15 protein-coding genes are annotated in these 14,157 nt (G+C 65.9%); 12 read left to right on the plus strand and 3 right to left on the minus strand.

Annotation, left to right across the window (positions count from 1 at the left end):
* Positions 1–21: 21 nt before the first annotated feature.
* Positions 22–477 carry a MaoC family dehydratase gene (locus KVG96_RS00675; RefSeq protein ID WP_085707086.1) on the minus strand — a complete coding sequence of 152 codons (456 nt, stop codon included), beginning with the start codon at positions 475–477 and terminating at the stop codon, positions 22–24.
* A 194-nt stretch (positions 478–671) separates the two neighbouring features.
* Here KVG96_RS00675 and KVG96_RS00680 point away from each other — a divergent pair, with 194 nt between their 5' ends.
* From KVG96_RS00680 to KVG96_RS00690, 3 genes are read left to right on the plus strand one after another with little or no spacing between them, the layout of a single operon-like run.
* Complete coding sequence (locus KVG96_RS00680) at positions 672–1,034, plus strand: CidA/LrgA family protein (RefSeq protein ID WP_217890446.1); 363 nt, start codon at positions 672–674, stop codon at positions 1,032–1,034.
* On the plus strand, positions 1,034–1,750 hold the full coding sequence (locus KVG96_RS00685) for an LrgB family protein (protein ID WP_217890447.1): 717 nt from the start codon (positions 1,034–1,036) through the stop codon (positions 1,748–1,750). Before KVG96_RS00680 ends, KVG96_RS00685 begins: the two co-directional genes overlap by 1 nt.
* 10 nt (positions 1,751–1,760) lie before the next feature.
* Entirely contained in the window at positions 1,761–2,351 is a 591-nt protein-coding gene (locus KVG96_RS00690; protein WP_085638939.1) for an LON peptidase substrate-binding domain-containing protein, read from the plus strand.
* A gap of 17 nt (positions 2,352–2,368) precedes the next feature.
* On the opposite strand, the gene KVG96_RS00695 is transcribed toward KVG96_RS00690, so the two are convergent.
* Positions 2,369–3,685 carry a bifunctional DedA family/phosphatase PAP2 family protein gene (locus KVG96_RS00695; protein WP_217890448.1) on the minus strand — a complete coding sequence of 439 codons (1,317 nt, stop codon included), beginning with the start codon at positions 3,683–3,685 and terminating at the stop codon, positions 2,369–2,371.
* A 152-nt stretch (positions 3,686–3,837) separates the two neighbouring features.
* Positions 3,838–4,536, minus strand: a complete 699-nt coding sequence (locus tag KVG96_RS00700; RefSeq protein ID WP_217890449.1) for a DNA-3-methyladenine glycosylase — start codon at positions 4,534–4,536, stop codon at positions 3,838–3,840.
* A 177-nt stretch (positions 4,537–4,713) separates the two neighbouring features.
* Here KVG96_RS00700 and KVG96_RS00705 point away from each other — a divergent pair, with 177 nt between their 5' ends.
* The 9 genes from KVG96_RS00705 to KVG96_RS00745 all read left to right on the plus strand — a co-directional run bounded on the left by KVG96_RS00705 (position 4,714) and on the right by KVG96_RS00745 (position 14,144).
* Complete coding sequence (locus tag KVG96_RS00705; protein ID WP_217890450.1) at positions 4,714–5,985, plus strand: glutamate-5-semialdehyde dehydrogenase; 1,272 nt, start codon at positions 4,714–4,716, stop codon at positions 5,983–5,985.
* Positions 5,954–6,676: a nicotinate-nucleotide adenylyltransferase gene (nadD, locus tag KVG96_RS00710; protein ID WP_437180475.1), complete on the plus strand. Its 723-nt coding sequence runs from the start codon at positions 5,954–5,956 to the stop codon at positions 6,674–6,676. The genes KVG96_RS00705 and nadD overlap by 32 nt, the downstream gene beginning before the upstream one ends.
* 71 nt (positions 6,677–6,747) lie before the next feature.
* Entirely contained in the window at positions 6,748–7,242 is a 495-nt protein-coding gene (gene rsfS / locus KVG96_RS00715) for a ribosome silencing factor (protein WP_085585975.1), read from the plus strand.
* Positions 7,243–7,252: 10 nt separating this feature from the next.
* Positions 7,253–7,720 carry a 23S rRNA (pseudouridine(1915)-N(3))-methyltransferase RlmH gene (rlmH, locus tag KVG96_RS00720; RefSeq protein ID WP_009051038.1) on the plus strand — a complete coding sequence of 156 codons (468 nt, stop codon included), beginning with the start codon at positions 7,253–7,255 and terminating at the stop codon, positions 7,718–7,720.
* 10 nt (positions 7,721–7,730) lie between these two features.
* The gene (gene mrdA, locus KVG96_RS00725) at positions 7,731–9,626 is read left to right on the plus strand and encodes a penicillin-binding protein 2 (protein ID WP_217890452.1); all 1,896 of its coding nucleotides are present in this window, start codon (positions 7,731–7,733) and stop codon (positions 9,624–9,626) included.
* Between the two features lie 31 nt (positions 9,627–9,657).
* Positions 9,658–10,761 carry a rod shape-determining protein RodA gene (gene rodA, locus KVG96_RS00730; protein ID WP_085586018.1) on the plus strand — a complete coding sequence of 368 codons (1,104 nt, stop codon included), beginning with the start codon at positions 9,658–9,660 and terminating at the stop codon, positions 10,759–10,761.
* 17 nt (positions 10,762–10,778) lie between these two features.
* The gene (mltB, locus tag KVG96_RS00735) at positions 10,779–11,789 is read left to right on the plus strand and encodes a lytic murein transglycosylase B (RefSeq protein WP_085632381.1); all 1,011 of its coding nucleotides are present in this window, start codon (positions 10,779–10,781) and stop codon (positions 11,787–11,789) included.
* On the plus strand, positions 11,789–12,799 hold the full coding sequence (locus KVG96_RS00740; RefSeq protein ID WP_217890453.1) for a septal ring lytic transglycosylase RlpA family protein: 1,011 nt from the start codon (positions 11,789–11,791) through the stop codon (positions 12,797–12,799). Before mltB ends, KVG96_RS00740 begins: the two co-directional genes overlap by 1 nt.
* A 187-nt stretch (positions 12,800–12,986) precedes the next feature.
* A complete protein-coding gene (locus KVG96_RS00745; protein ID WP_217890454.1) occupies positions 12,987–14,144 on the plus strand; it encodes a D-alanyl-D-alanine carboxypeptidase family protein in 1,158 nt (385 codons plus the stop codon).
* The last annotated feature ends 13 nt before the right edge of the window (positions 14,145–14,157 follow it).

Below are 14,157 nucleotides of genomic sequence, written 5' to 3' on the forward strand. Positions count from 1 at the left end.
AGCCGCTTCGCATCCCGGTGCTCAGACGAAGCAGAGCGACAGCGGTTCGGCGATGTAGGCCGGTTTTTCCGAGCCTTCGATCTCCAGCGTCGCGTTGGCCTTGAGCAGCCACTGGCCGGGTTTCTTCTCGGTCACGTCAACCAGGTCGACCTTGAGGCGGACCTTGGAATCGACCTTGACCGGTTGGATGAAGCGCACGCTGTCCAGCCCGTAGTTGACCACCATCTTCACGCCCTTGGGCAGGATCAGGATGTCTTCCATCAGTTTGGGCATCAGCGAAAGCGTGAGGAATCCGTGTGCGATGGTGCTGCCAAATGGCGTTTGCGCGGCTTTGACCGGGTCGACGTGGATGAACTGGAAATCCCCTGTGGCTTCGGCGAACAGGTTGATGCGCTCCTGATCGATGGTGAGCCATTCGGAACGTCCGAGTTCCTTGCCGACATAATCTTTGAGCTCTGCAACGGGAACATAGGGCATTGAGACTCTCCTTGGGTTCATCGGTTTTATCGTTTTTCAGGTGGGGGGACATGACCGCCCTGCGAACCACTGTAGATCATCATGGCGATTTGCTCCGGTCAACCTGGCATGCTTTTGGCGAATGCCTGTGCATAGGCGCCGCATGCTTATAATGCCCCGCCCGTGCTTGGCGGGCGGTCGGACGGAGATGTCGGATGTTGCTACGTGGCCTGACCTGGCTGGTGCTGTTCCAATTGCTCGGCACGGCGCTCAACCATTTGCTGTTGCCGGTGTTGCCGGGGCCGATCATCGGCCTGCTGCTGTTGCTGGGGTTCCTGATCGTGCGCGGCGAGGTCGGCGAGCCGCTGAGCCTGGCCGCCGGCAGCCTGCTGCGTTACCTGCCGTTGCTGCTGGTGCCGCCGGCGGTGGGGGTGATGGTGTACGCCTGCGCCATCGCCGCGGATTTCTGGGCCATCGTCGGTGCGCTGGTGGTGTCGCTGATCCTGTCCATGGCGTTCGCCGGGGTGCTGATGCAGCGCCTGGTCAAGCGTCACGCCGCCGGCACGGAGGAGTCCTGATGCTGTTCGACTGGCAAGGCGCCTGGGCGTCGGTGATCCACCATCCGCTGTTCGGCATCGGCGTCACCCTGGGCGCTTATCAACTGGTGCTGGCGGCGTTCGAGAGGACCCGCTGGATCTTCCTGCAACCGGTGCTGGTGTCGATGCTGCTGGTGATCGGCGTGCTGGTCGGCTGCGGCCTGAGCTACGCCGAGTACCGCAAGAGCACCGAGATCCTCAGCGTCCTGCTGGGGCCTGCGACCGTCGCGCTGGCGGTGCCGCTGTACCTGAACCTGCGGCGCATCCGCCAATTGTTCTGGCCGATCTTTACTACGCTGGTGATAGGCGGCGTGGTCGCCACCGGCATGGGCGTGGCGCTGGGCTGGTGGTTCGGCGCCGACCGCATGATCCTCATGACCATGGCGCCCAAGTCGGTGACCTCGCCGATCGCCATGCTGGTGGCCGAGCAGATCGGCGGCGTGGCGGCGCTGGCGGCGGTGTTCGTGCTGATCACCGGGGTGATCGGCGCGATCTTCGGCCCGGCGCTGCTCGACCGCCTCGGCGTGCGCAGCCCCGAGGCGCGCGGCATGGCGCTGGGCATGACGGCGCACGCGGTGGGCACGTCGGTGGCCTTGCAGGAAAGCGATGAGTGCGGCGCCTTCGCGGCGCTGGCGATGAGTCTGATGGGCGTGGCCACGGCGGTGTTCCTGCCGTTGGCGGTGTCGATGGTGGTGTAAGGATATGGCTATGAGTCTGCCGCTTTTCCCGCTGAACACGGTGCTGTTTCCCGGCTGCAACCTCGACTTGCAGATCTTTGAGGCGCGCTACCTGGACATGATCGGCCGCTGCATGAAACAGGGCGCAGGCTTCGGCGTGGTGTGCATCCTCGACGGCGACGAGGTCGGCGCCGCGCCAGAAGGCTTCGCCCGGGTCGGCTGCGAGGCGCGCATCACCGACTTCCAGCAGCAGGACAACGGCCTGCTGGGCATCCGCGTGCAGGGCGGCCGGCGCTTCCGGGTGCTGCGCAGCGAGGTGCAGCGCGACCAGTTGCTCGTCGCCGACGTCGAATGGCTGGACGACGAACCCGAGCAGCCTTTGCAGGACGAGGACGCGGATCTGGTGGCCTTGCTCAAGGCGTTGGCCGAGCATCCGATGGTCGAGGCGCTGGACATGGGCACCCACGCGGCGGGGCAGCAGTCGCTGGCCAATCAGCTGGCCTACCTGCTGCCGTTCGCCGAGGCGGACAAGCTGGACCTGCTCCAGCTCGACGACCCGCAGCAGCGGCTGGACGCGATCCAGGCGCTGCTCGACGAGCTGCAGGGAGAGCTGTTCGCTTGAGGGGCAGCGCTTGAGGGTCAGTAGGCGTAGCGCAGCATGACGTGGGGCAGGTGGCGCATGACAAACAGGCCGAACAGCGCCACCAGCGCCGGCAGCACCAGCCACCAGACTTTCTGCGGCATCGGCCCCAGCGGCGTCTGCCGCTGGATCAGCCACAGCCCCGCCGCGCACGCGCACGCCGCCAGCATCGCGCCGGCCAGCACGTCCGTCGGCCAGTGCGCCCCCAGGTACACCCGCGACAGGGCGATGGCCATGGCCGGCAGGCAGCCGAGCAGCAGCCAGGTCAGGCGCATCCGCGGCGGCTGGCCGCGCCCGGCGAGCACCGCGAGGGTCAGGAACAGCGCGAACGAACCCGAGGCATGGCCGCTGGGCATGCTGTAGCTGGTCAGCGGATCGGTCAGCACCTCAGGGCGCAGCCGGGCGAAGAAGTGCTTGGTGGCGGTGTTGGCCAGCGCGGTGACGAGCAGGGTGCCGCCGACGAATATCGCATGGCGCCATTGGCGCATCAGCAGCAACAGGCCGGTGAACAAGGCGCTGAACAGCAGCATGTTGCGGAACTCGCCGATCAGCGTGAAGGTGACGGCGATTTCGTCCAGGGCCGGCTGCCGGTGTTCCTGGATCAGCGTCATCACGCCCTGGTCCAGGGCGGTGAGGTAGGGGTAGCCGATGAACAGGCCGATCAGGATCAGCAGGCTCATGCCGCCGATCCACACCGTCGCCCGGCGATGGCGGCGCAGGCTGCTGTTGGCGCTCAGGCCGACCATCGCCGCGATGCTGCCGGCGACGATGCCGGCCTGCAGCCAGAAGCCTTCGGGCAGCGGCAGGCGGATCGCCGCGCCGGTGGCCCAGCCCGGCAACAGATAGGCGACGCTCCAGCCGGCGGCGGCCAGCAGGCTCACGGCGGCGAAGCGCGGGAAGGGCATGTCGCACATGCCGGCGACCATCGGCAGCATGGGCCGCAGCGGGCCGATGAACCGGCCCACCAGCAGACTGGCGATGCCGTAGCGCTGGAAGTAGGTCTCGGCCCCGGCCATCCACTCCGGATGGTGGCGCAGCCCGGGCAGGCGCCGGATGTTCTGGTGGAAGTGGCGGCCCAGGTAATAGGAAACGGCGTCGCCCAGGATCCCGCCGAGAAAGCCCAGCAGCAAGGTTTCGCTCAGGGGCAGCGCGCCGCTGCCGGCCAGCACGGCCACGGCGAACAGCAGCACGGTGCCCGGCACGATGATGCCGGCGATCGCCAGGCATTCCACGAAGGCGATGATCAACACCGCCGCCGCCAGCCATTGCGGGTTGGCCGCCAGCCATCCGGTCACGCTATCGAGCCATTGGCCCATTGCACATCACTCCATCCATTCCATAAAAAACCTGTAGGACCGAGCCTGCCCGCGATCGCGGTGCGTCAGCAAGCGAATGCGTCCGCTGAGCCTGCGCCATCGCGAGCAGGCTCGCTCCTACAGGGCATTGCCTGTCCGGGATCCCGGCATATTCAAGGCAGCAAAACGTAATCGCGCCCTTCGACCTGCCCCCGGCGCAGGGGGTTCCGGGTGCACCACTGCGCGTAGGCGGCGTCGACGAAGCGGTACATCAAATGCTCGTCGCGCCCGTGGGGAATGCCCAGCCGGGTGGTCTGGATGATATGGCTCGGGGCCGGGCCGGTGTCTTCCACCAGCAGCACGTCGTGGTCGAATCGCTTGGCGTCCCACACCGGCACCTTCAGCCCCAGCGCCTTGCACAGCAGCGTCTGCCCGGCGCAGAGCTTTTGCGACGGGCGCGGCCGGCCCTGGGCGTCGGGGTTGTTCAGCAGCATCTGCGCCAGGCTGGCCGGCCCGCTGACCTCATCGACCCACGGATAGGCGGATTTGATCAGCACCGCATTGCCGGGCCCCTGGGCGCTGAAGTTCAGCGAATCGCCGCCGCGGGCGTAGTACATATAGATGTGCCCGCCGTCCAGAAACAAAGCCTTACGCTTTTCTGTGTAGCCGAGGGAGGCGTGGCTGCCTTTTTCTTCGCAGTAATAGGCCTCGGTCTCGATGATCCGCGCGCTGAGCCACAGGTCGCCGACCCGGTGGCGGATGACTTTGCCCAACAGATCCTGCGCCAGCGTCTGTGCATCGCGGTCGAAGAAAGCGTCCGCGAGGCCGGCGGGCCGGGGCGCGGCGGGGAGGGGAACGGTCAGGTTGGACATGGCGGGCGGCGTTCATCCAGGCTCGGGAGGGCGCGATGATAACAATTTGGATCTTAATCACAGCTGAACGTCGGCAAATCCAAAGCGATTTCGACCATCCGCCCGTCACCGCTGTTAGTCCCGGGACGCGACAGCTATAATCTGCCGCTTTCCTCTTTGCCAAGACCCCAGCAGACCATGACTGAGTCCGTTCTTGACTACATGACCCGATTGGGTCGCGCCGCCCGCGAAGCGTCCCGGGTCATCGGCCGTGCCGGCACCGCGCAGAAGAACCGCGCCCTGCTGGCTGCCGCCAATGCCCTGGACGCCGCCCGCGCCGAGCTTGCGGCAGCCAACGAACAGGATCTGACCGCCGGTCGCGCCAACGGCCTGGAGCCGGCGCTGCTGGAGCGTCTGGAACTGACCCCGGCGCGCATCGACGGCATGATCACCGGCCTGCGCCAGGTGGCGGCATTGCCCGATCCTGTGGGCGCGATCCGGGACATGAGCTTCCGTCCGTCGGGCATCCAGGTCGGCAAGATGCGCGTGCCGCTGGGCGTGATCGGGATCATCTACGAATCCCGGCCGAACGTGACCATCGATGCCGCGAGCCTGTGCCTGAAGTCCGGCAACGCGACCATCCTGCGCGGCGGCTCCGAGGCGATCCATTCCAACCGCGCCATCGCCGCCTGCATCCAGCGCGGCCTGGCCGAAGCCGGCTTGCCGCCCGCCGTGGTGCAAGTGGTCGAGACCACCGACCGCGCCGCCGTCGGCGCGCTGATCGCGATGCCCGAGCACGTCGACGTGATCGTGCCCCGTGGCGGCCGTGGCCTGATCGAGCGCATCAGCCGCGATGCCCGGGTGCCGGTGATCAAGCACCTGGACGGCATCTGCCACGTCTACGTCGGCGAGCACGCCGACCTGGCCAAGGCCGAGCGCATCGCCTTCAACGCCAAGACCTACCGCTACGGCATCTGCGGCGCCATGGAGACCCTGCTGGTCGACCAGAGCGTCGCGCAGGACTTCCTGCCGTCGATGGCCGCCCGCTTCCGCGAGAAGGGCGTCGAGCTGCGCGGCTGCGAGCGCACCCGCGCGATCATCGACGCGGTGGCGGCCACCGAAGACGACTGGAGCACCGAATACCTGGCGCCGATCCTGTCGGTCCGCGTCGTCGACGGCCTGGACCAGGCCATCGAACACATCAACCGCTACGGCTCCCACCACACCGACTCGATCGTCAGCGAACACCTGGCCGACACCCGGCGGTTCGTGGCGGAAGTCGATTCGGCATCGGTGATGATCAATACCCCGACCTGCTTCGCCGACGGTTTCGAATACGGATTGGGTGCCGAGATCGGCATTTCTACTGATAAGCTGCACGCCCGCGGCCCGGTGGGTCTCGAAGGCCTGACCTGCGAGAAGTACATCGTGGTCGGTGATGGCCAGTTGCGCGGCCAGGCGACGGTCTGACTTGTCCGACCTCGACCTGACAGCGCCGCTGCCCGCCAGCGAATCCCGACCCCGGCGCATCGGCGTACTGGGCGGCACGTTCGACCCGGTGCACGTCGGCCACCTGCGCGGTGCGCTGGAAGTCGCCGATGCCCTGGGCCTCGACGAGCTGCGCCTGACGCCCAGCGCCCGGCCGCCGCACCGCGATGCGCCGCAGGTGTCGGCGCAGGACCGGTTGGCGATGGTCGAATGCGCGGTGGCCGGCGTGCCGCCGCTGGTGGTGGACGCCCGCGAACTGCAGCGGGACAAACCGTCCTGGACCATCGACACCCTGGAGTCGATGCGCGCCGAAATGGCCGCGGACACCCAGGTTTTCCTGCTTTTGGGCTGGGACGCTTTTTGCGGCCTGCCCACTTGGCACCGCTGGAGCGAACTGCTCCGGCATTGCCACATCCTGGTGCTTCAGCGCCCGGACGCCGACAGCGAACCGCCGGATGCCTTGCGCAACCTGCTGGCGGCGCGCTCGGTGAGCGACCCGCAGGCCCTCAAGGGGCCGAGCGGACAGATTGCATTCGTCTGGCAGACACCGCTCGCGGTGTCCGCCACCCAGATCCGTCAACTGCTGGCCAGCGGTAAGTCGGTACGTTTCCTGGTGCCCGACGCGGTCCTGGCCTACATCGATGCGCACGGTCTGTACCGTGCGTCGAACTGAACAAGGCGTGCTTCACTGATACGCACCGGCGTATCCCGAACCGCCGAACACATGAGCAAAACGAGTTTTATATGACCAACAACGACGTAAACAAAATCAAGCGCAAAGGCACGTTCAAGAGTGCCCCGCTGCCGGAGCCGACCGTGAGCGCCGAGCCGCTCAAGGGCGACGAGCTGGTCAAGGTCGCCGTGGCGGCCCTGGAAGACGTCAAGGCCCAGGACATCCAGGTCATCGACGTGCGCGACAAACAGAGCATCACCGACTACATGGTGATCGCGACCGGTACCTCCAACCGCCAGATCAACGCGATGCTGGAAAAGGTCCGCGAAGAGGTCAAGAAGAACGGCGCCCGTCCGCTGGGCGAAGAAGGCAAGGGCGACAGCGACTGGGTGCTGCTGGACCTGGACCTGGTGATCGTGCACATGATGACCGCCTCGGCCCGTCAGTTCTACGACCTAGAGCGCCTGTGGGCCGGTGCCGAGCAGAGCCGTGCGGCCGACGCCAAGCACCACAGCCCGGAAAACACCCACGAGCATTTCGCCAAGCTCAACAAAGACCAGCAGTAAGGTAAGCGCTGTGCGACTGCGACTGATCGCCGTCGGTTCACGCATGCCCAAGTGGGTGGAAGAAGGCTGGCATGAGTATGCCAAGCGTCTTCCGTCCGAGCTGGCGCTGGAACTGGTGGAAATTCCGCTCAATACCCGTGGCAAGAATGCCGACGTGGCCCGTTTCATCCGTCAGGAAGGCGAAGCCATGCTGGCCAAGGTCGGGCAGAACGAGCGGATCGTCACCCTCGAAGTCCACGGCAAGCCGTGGAGCACCGAGCAGCTGGCGGTCGAACTGGACCGCTGGCGGCTGGACTCGCGCACCGTCAACTTCATGGTCGGCGGCCCGGAAGGGTTGGCGCCGGAAGTCTGCGCCCGGGCCGACCAGCGCTGGTCGCTGTCGCCGTTGACCTTGCCGCACCCGCTGGTGCGCATCCTCATCGGCGAACAGCTGTACCGTGCCTGGACCGTGCTGTCCGGCCACCCTTACCACAAGTAATCCAGCCCTCATGTCTCAGCCGATCCGCATCAAGGACCACGAAAAAGACGCACGTCTGGTGCGCAGCCGCGTCGTGTTCGGGGCCATTGCGATCGTCATGCTGATCGGCGTGCTGATTGCGCGGCTGTATTACCTGCAAGTGATCCAGTACGAGTACCACTCGACGCTGTCGGAGAACAACCGCGTCCACGTCCAGCCGATCCCGCCGACCCGCGGCCTGATCTTCGACCGCAACGGCGTGGTGGTGGCGGACAACCGCCCCAGCTTCAGCCTGAGCATGACCCGCGAGCGCTCCGGCGACTGGCAGCAGGTGCTCGACGTGATCGTCGAAGTGCTGGAGCTGACGCCCGAGGACCGGGTGATCTTCGAGAAACGCATGCGCCAGGGGCGCCGGCCGTTCGAGCCGGTGCCGATCCTGTTCGAGCTGACCGAAGAGCAGATCGCCCGGATCGCGGTGAACCAGTTCCGCCTGCCGGGGGTGGAAGTGGTCGCGCAACTGGTCCGTCACTATCCCCAGGGCGCGCACTTCGCGCACTCGGTGGGCTACATGGGGCGGATCAACGAGAAAGAGCTCAAGACCCTCGACCCGGTCAACTACAGCGGCACCCACCACATCGGCAAGACCGGCATCGAACGCTTCTACGAGGCCGAGCTGCACGGCCAGGTGGGTTACGAGGAAGTCGAGACCAACGCCCGGGGCCGTGTGCTGCGGGTGCTCAAACGCACCGATCCGGTGCCGGGCAAGGACATCGTCCTGAGCCTCGACATCAAGCTGCAGGAAGCCGCCGAAGCGGCGCTGGGCGGTCGCCGCGGCGCCGTGGTGGCGCTGGATCCGCGCACCGGCGAGGTGCTGGCGATGGTCAGCCAGCCGAGCTTCGACCCGAACCTGTTCGTCACCGGCATCAGCTACAAGGCCTACGCCGAGCTGCGCGACTCCATCGACCGGCCGCTGTTCAACCGCGTGCTGCGCGGCCTGTACCCGCCGGGCTCGACCATCAAGCCGGCGGTGGCCATCGCCGGCCTCGACGCGGGCGTGGTGACGGCGACCAGCCGGGTGTTCGACCCCGGCTACTACATGCTGCCCAACTACGATCACAAGTACCGCAACTGGAACCGCACCGGCGACGGCTTCGTCGACCTGGACACGGCGATCATGCGTTCCAACGACACCTACTTCTATGACCTGGCGCACAAGCTGGGCATCGACCGGCTGTCCGCCTACATGAACAAGTTCGGCATCGGCCAGAAGGTCTCGCTGGACATGTTCGAAGAGTCCCCCGGCCTGATGCCGTCCCGCGAATGGAAGCGGGCGACCCGCCGTCAGGCCTGGTTCCCCGGCGAGACCCTGATCCTGGGGATCGGCCAGGGCTACATGCAGTCCACGCCGCTGCAACTGGCCCAGGCCACGGCGCTGGTGGCCAACAAGGGCGTGTGGAACCGCCCGCACCTGGCCAAGACCATCGAGGGCGAGAAGCCCAAGGACGAGAACCCGATGCCGGACATCGTCCTGCGCGATCCGTCGGACTGGGCCAAGGTCAACCACGGCATGCAGCAGGTGATGCACGGTGCCCGGGGCACCGCGCGCAAGGCGTCCATCGGCGCCCAGTACCGGATCGCCGGCAAGTCGGGTACGGCCCAGGTGGTCGCGATCAAGCAGGGCGAGAAGTACGACCGCTCCAAGGTGCAGGAGCGTCACCGCGACCACGCCTTGTTCGTGGGCTTCGCGCCGGCGGACGACCCCAGGATCGTGGTGTCGGTGATGGTCGAGAACGGCGAGTCCGGCTCCGGCGTCGCGGCGCCGGTGGTGCGTCAGGTCATGGATGCCTGGCTCTTGGACCAGGACGGACGGTTGAAGGCCGAATACGCCAGCCCAATCAGTGCGGAGGCTACGGCCCGTGAAGAATAATTTCGATCGCATGCTCTCCAGCGAGGATGTGATGCGTCGCCGCGCGACGCTGCTGCAACGCCTGCACATCGACGGCCCGTTGCTGGTGCTGCTGCTGATCCTGGCCGCCGGCAGCCTGTTCGTGCTGTATTCGGCCAGCGGCAAGAGCTGGGACCTGCTGGGCAAGCAGGCCACCTCGTTCGGCATCGGCCTGGTGTCGATGATCGTCATCGCCCAGTTCGAGCCGCGGTTCATGGCGCGCTGGGTGCCGCTGGGCTACGTGGTCGGGGTGGTGCTGCTGATGGTGGTGGACATCATGGGCCACAACGCCATGGGCGCCACGCGCTGGATCAACATCCCCGGAGTGATCCGCTTCCAGCCGTCCGAGTTCATGAAGATCCTGATGCCGGCGACCATCGCCTGGTACCTGTCCAAGCGCACGCTGCCGCCGCAGCTCAAGCATGTGGGCATCAGCCTGCTGCTGATCGGCGTGCCGTTCGTGCTGATCGTGCGCCAGCCGGACCTGGGCACCTCGCTGCTGATCCTGGCCGGCGGCGCGTTCGTGCTGTTCATGGGCGGCCTGCGCTGGCGCTGGATCCTCAGCGTGCTGGCCGCCGCCGTGCCGGTGGCGGTCGCCATGTGGTTCTTCATCATGCACGACTACCAGAAGCAGCGGATCCTGACCTTCCTCGATCCGGAGAGCGACCCGCTGGGCACCGGCTGGAACATCATCCAGTCCAAGGCCGCCATCGGTTCCGGCGGCGTGTTCGGCAAGGGCTGGCTGCTGGGCACCCAGTCGCACCTGGACTTCCTGCCGGAAAGCCACACCGACTTCATCATCGCGGTGCTGGGCGAAGAGTTCGGCCTGGTGGGGATCTGCGCGCTGCTGCTGATCTACCTGCTGCTGATCGGCCGGGGGCTGGTGATCACCGCCCAGGCGCAGACGCTGTTCGGCAAGTTGCTGGCCGGCGCGCTGACCATGACGTTCTTCGTCTATGTGTTCGTCAACATCGGCATGGTCAGCGGCCTGCTGCCGGTGGTGGGGGTGCCGTTGCCGTTCATTAGCTACGGAGGAACTTCGCTGGTGACGCTGCTGTCAGCGTTTGGGGTTTTGATGTCGATCCATACCCACCGCAAGTGGATCGCACAGGTTTGAATAAGGTGAACAGTTCAATGCAAGCAATGCGTGGCTGGGCGACCCGGCACATGCCGTGGGTCGGCCTGGTGGGCATCCTTGGCGGCGCGCAGGAAGCGCTGGCCGGTGATTACGAAGGCTCGCCCCAGGTGGCCGAGTTCGTCGGCGAGATGACCCGCGACTACGGTTTCGCCGGCGAGCAGCTGATGGCGGTGTTCCGCGAGGCCGAGCGCAAACAGTCGATCCTCGACGCCATTTCCAAGCCCGCCGAGCGGGTCAAGCAATGGAAGGAATACCGGCCGATGTTCCTCACCGACGCGCGCATCGCCCGCGGTGTGGACTTCTGGCGCCAGCACGAGGCCACCCTGGCCCGCGCCGAGCAGGAATACGGCGTGCCGGCCCAGGTGATCGTGTCGATCATCGGCGTTGAGACCTTTTTCGGACGCAATACCGGCAATTTCCGGGTGATCGACGCCTTGTCCACGCTCGGATTCGACTATCCTCCCCGTGCCGAGTTTTTCCGCAAGGAGCTGCGCGAGTTCCTGCTGCTGGCCCGTGAGGAACAGGTCGACCCGTTGACGCTCAAGGGCTCCTACGCCGGCGCCATGGGCCTGCCGCAGTTCATGCCGAGCAGTTTCCGCGCCTATGCGGTGGATTTCGACGGCGACGGCCACATCAACATCTGGAACAACCCGGACGATGCGATCGGCAGCGTCGCCAGCTATTTCAAGCGTCACGGCTGGGTCGCCGGCGAGCCGGTGGTGAGCCGGGCGGACGTGCGGGGCGAGCAGGTGGACGAAGGCCTGACCGCCGGCATCGAGCCGACGAAAACCGTCGGGGAGTTGCGGGCGCTGGGCTGGTCGAGTCATGATGCGCTGCGCGACGACATGCCGGTCACCGCGTTCCGCCTCGAAGGCGACAACGGCCCCGAATACTGGATGGGCCTGAAGAATTTCTACGCGATCACGCGTTATAACCGCAGCGTGATGTACGCCATGGCCGTACATCAACTGTCTGAACAGCTGGTACAAGCACGGGGCGTCAAGTAATGCGGGCATTGCCTATCAACAAACCCCTGAAGCTGGTGGCATTCGCTGCGTTGGCGGTGCTGGTCGCCAGTTGTTCGACCAGCCGCTCGCCGGCTCAGAAGTCCGCTTCCAACACCGTTCGCTCGCAGCCGGGCCTGGACATCAACCGGGCCCACAAGGACGGCGCGCCGTGGTGGGACGTCGACGTGTCGCGCATCCCGGACGCCACCCCGACCCTGCACACCGGCCCCTACAAGGCCAACCCGTACACGGTGCTGGGCAAGACCTATTTCCCGCTGCAGGAATCCAAGACCTACGTCGCCCAGGGCACCGCGTCCTGGTACGGCACCAAGTTCCACGGCCAGAACACCGCCAACGGCGAGGTGTACGACCTGTACGGCATGAGCGCCGCGCACAAGACCCTGCCGCTGCCCAGCTACGTGCGGGTGACCAACCTGGACAACAACAAGAGCGTGATCCTGCGGGTCAACGACCGCGGGCCGTTCTACTCGGACCGGATCATCGACCTGTCCTACGCGGCCGCCAAGAAGCTCGGCTACGCCGAAATCGGCACCGCGCGGGTCAAGGTCGAAGGCATCGACCCGCAGCAATGGTGGGCCGCCAAGGGCCGTCCGGCGCCTCTGATGCTCAACGAGCCGCAAGTGGCGCAGAATGCCGCCCCGGCGATCACGGCGTCGGCCGGCACCGTCGAGCAGTGGACGCCTCCGCCGCAGCAGCACGCCGCGGCCGTCGTGCCGGTCCAGCTCGATGCAAAAAAAAACGCTTCTGCAACAGCGTCTGGCCAGTATCTGCAGGTGGGCGCGTTCGCCAACCCGGACGCTGCAGAACTCCTGAGGTCGAAGCTCAGCGGGATGGTGAGCGCTCCGGTGTTCATCAGCTCGATCGTGCGCAATCAGCAGACCCTGCACCGGGTGCGGCTGGGGCCGATCGGATCGCCGGGTGAGATCGCCCAGGTGCAGAACAGCGTGCGCCTGGCCAACCTCGGTTCGCCGAGCGTGGTCACAGAGTAAAACGTAGGACTTGATTGACGGTTCACTTGCGGTTTCGGGGGGTGGACCAGGTTGTTGGCTCGTCGAAGAACAAAAGCCCGGCAAGGGTGACTGGAGTGAGCAACTGAACACGCGATGGCCCGATGAGAAGGCCATCTGATTAGTTTTGCCCGCAAGGGCAGTTTCCATTAGCGATTTCGAGAGACGGATGAACATCACCACCTTTGCCAAACGCCTGTGCCTGCTAGTCCCGCTGCTCCTCTCGCCTGCCGCCTTCGCGGCCGAGATGATGCCGTCGCCGCCGCAACTGGCCGCCAAATCCTACGTGCTCATGGACGCCAGCAGCGGCAACGTGCTGGTGGAGAACAACGGTGACCAGCGCCTGCCGCCGGCCAGCCTGACCAAGCTGATGACCGCGTACATCGCCACGCTGGAGATCCGTCGCGGCCAGATCGGCGAGAACGACCCGGTGACCGTCAGCGAGAACGCCTGGCGCACCGGCGGTTCGCGGATGTTCATCAAGGTCGGCTCCCAGGTGACCGTCAGCGACCTGCTGCACGGCATCATCATCCAGTCGGGCAACGACGCCAGCGTCGCGGTGGCCGAGCACATCGCCGGCAGCGAAGACGCGTTCGCCGACCTGATGAACAAGACCGTCGCCGACCTGGGCATGACCAACACCCACTTCATGAACCCGACCGGCCTGCCGAACCCTGAGCACTACTCGTCGGCCCATGACATGGCGATCCTGGCCCGCGCGATCATCCACGAAGACCCGGCGCACTACGCCATCTACTCGCAGAAAGAGTTCTTCTGGAACGGCATCAAGCAGCCTAACCGCAACCTGCTGCTGTGGCGCGACAAGACCGTCGACGGCCTGAAGACCGGCCACACCGACGAAGCCGGCTACTGCATGGTGTCCTCGGCCGTGCGTGACGGCATGCGCCTGATCGCGGTGGTGTTCGGCACCAACAGCGAAGTGGCCCGCGCCGCCGAGACCCAGAAGCTGCTGACCTACGGTTTCCGCTTCTTCGAAACCCAGACCTTCTACCAGAAGGGCACCGAACTGGCCCAGGCGCCGGTCTGGAAGGGCACCACCGGTCAGGTCAAGGCCGGCCTGGCCGAGGACCTGACCATGACCCTACCTAAAGGCCAGCTGAAGAAGCTCGCCGCCAGCATGACCATGAACCCGCAGCTGACCGCGCCGATCGCCAAGGGCGACGTGATCGGCAAAGTCGAGGTGAAACTGGACGACAAGGTGGTGCACAGCGCCGACCTGATCGCCCTGGACGCTGTCGAGGAGGGTGGTATCTTCCGCCGCATGTGGGATAGCATCCGTCTATTCTTCTACGGCTTGTTCAACTGATCCCAGTGTTGAC

Origin of the sequence: Pseudomonas ekonensis, from assembly GCF_019145435.1 — a bacterium.
In the GTDB taxonomy this organism is placed as follows: Bacteria; Pseudomonadota; Gammaproteobacteria; order Pseudomonadales; family Pseudomonadaceae; genus Aquipseudomonas; species Aquipseudomonas ekonensis.

Bases quoted from the DNA above. Each gene is read 5' to 3' on its own strand.
- rsfS (WP_085585975.1), top strand. From the start codon at position 6,748: ATGACCAACAACGACGTAAACAAAATCAAGCGCAAAGGCACGTTCAAG.
- KVG96_RS00680 (WP_217890446.1), top strand. From the start codon at position 672: ATGTTGCTACGTGGCCTGACCTGGCTGGTGCTGTTCCAATTGCTCGGC.
- KVG96_RS00705 (WP_217890450.1), top strand. From the start codon at position 4,714: ATGACTGAGTCCGTTCTTGACTACATGACCCGATTGGGTCGCGCCGCC.
- KVG96_RS00700 (WP_217890449.1), bottom strand. From the start codon at position 4,536: ATGTCCAACCTGACCGTTCCCCTCCCCGCCGCGCCCCGGCCCGCCGGC.
- nadD (WP_437180475.1), top strand. From the start codon at position 5,954: ATGGCCAGTTGCGCGGCCAGGCGACGGTCTGACTTGTCCGACCTCGAC.
- KVG96_RS00745 (WP_217890454.1), top strand. From the start codon at position 12,987: ATGAACATCACCACCTTTGCCAAACGCCTGTGCCTGCTAGTCCCGCTG.
- mrdA (WP_217890452.1), top strand. From the start codon at position 7,731: ATGTCTCAGCCGATCCGCATCAAGGACCACGAAAAAGACGCACGTCTG.
- KVG96_RS00675 (WP_085707086.1), bottom strand. From the start codon at position 477: ATGCCCTATGTTCCCGTTGCAGAGCTCAAAGATTATGTCGGCAAGGAA.
- KVG96_RS00685 (WP_217890447.1), top strand. From the start codon at position 1,034: ATGCTGTTCGACTGGCAAGGCGCCTGGGCGTCGGTGATCCACCATCCG.
- KVG96_RS00695 (WP_217890448.1), bottom strand. From the start codon at position 3,685: ATGGGCCAATGGCTCGATAGCGTGACCGGATGGCTGGCGGCCAACCCG.
- rodA (WP_085586018.1), top strand. From the start codon at position 9,658: ATGCGTCGCCGCGCGACGCTGCTGCAACGCCTGCACATCGACGGCCCG.
- KVG96_RS00690 (WP_085638939.1), top strand. From the start codon at position 1,761: ATGAGTCTGCCGCTTTTCCCGCTGAACACGGTGCTGTTTCCCGGCTGC.
- mltB (WP_085632381.1), top strand. From the start codon at position 10,779: ATGCAAGCAATGCGTGGCTGGGCGACCCGGCACATGCCGTGGGTCGGC.
- KVG96_RS00740 (WP_217890453.1), top strand. From the start codon at position 11,789: ATGCGGGCATTGCCTATCAACAAACCCCTGAAGCTGGTGGCATTCGCT.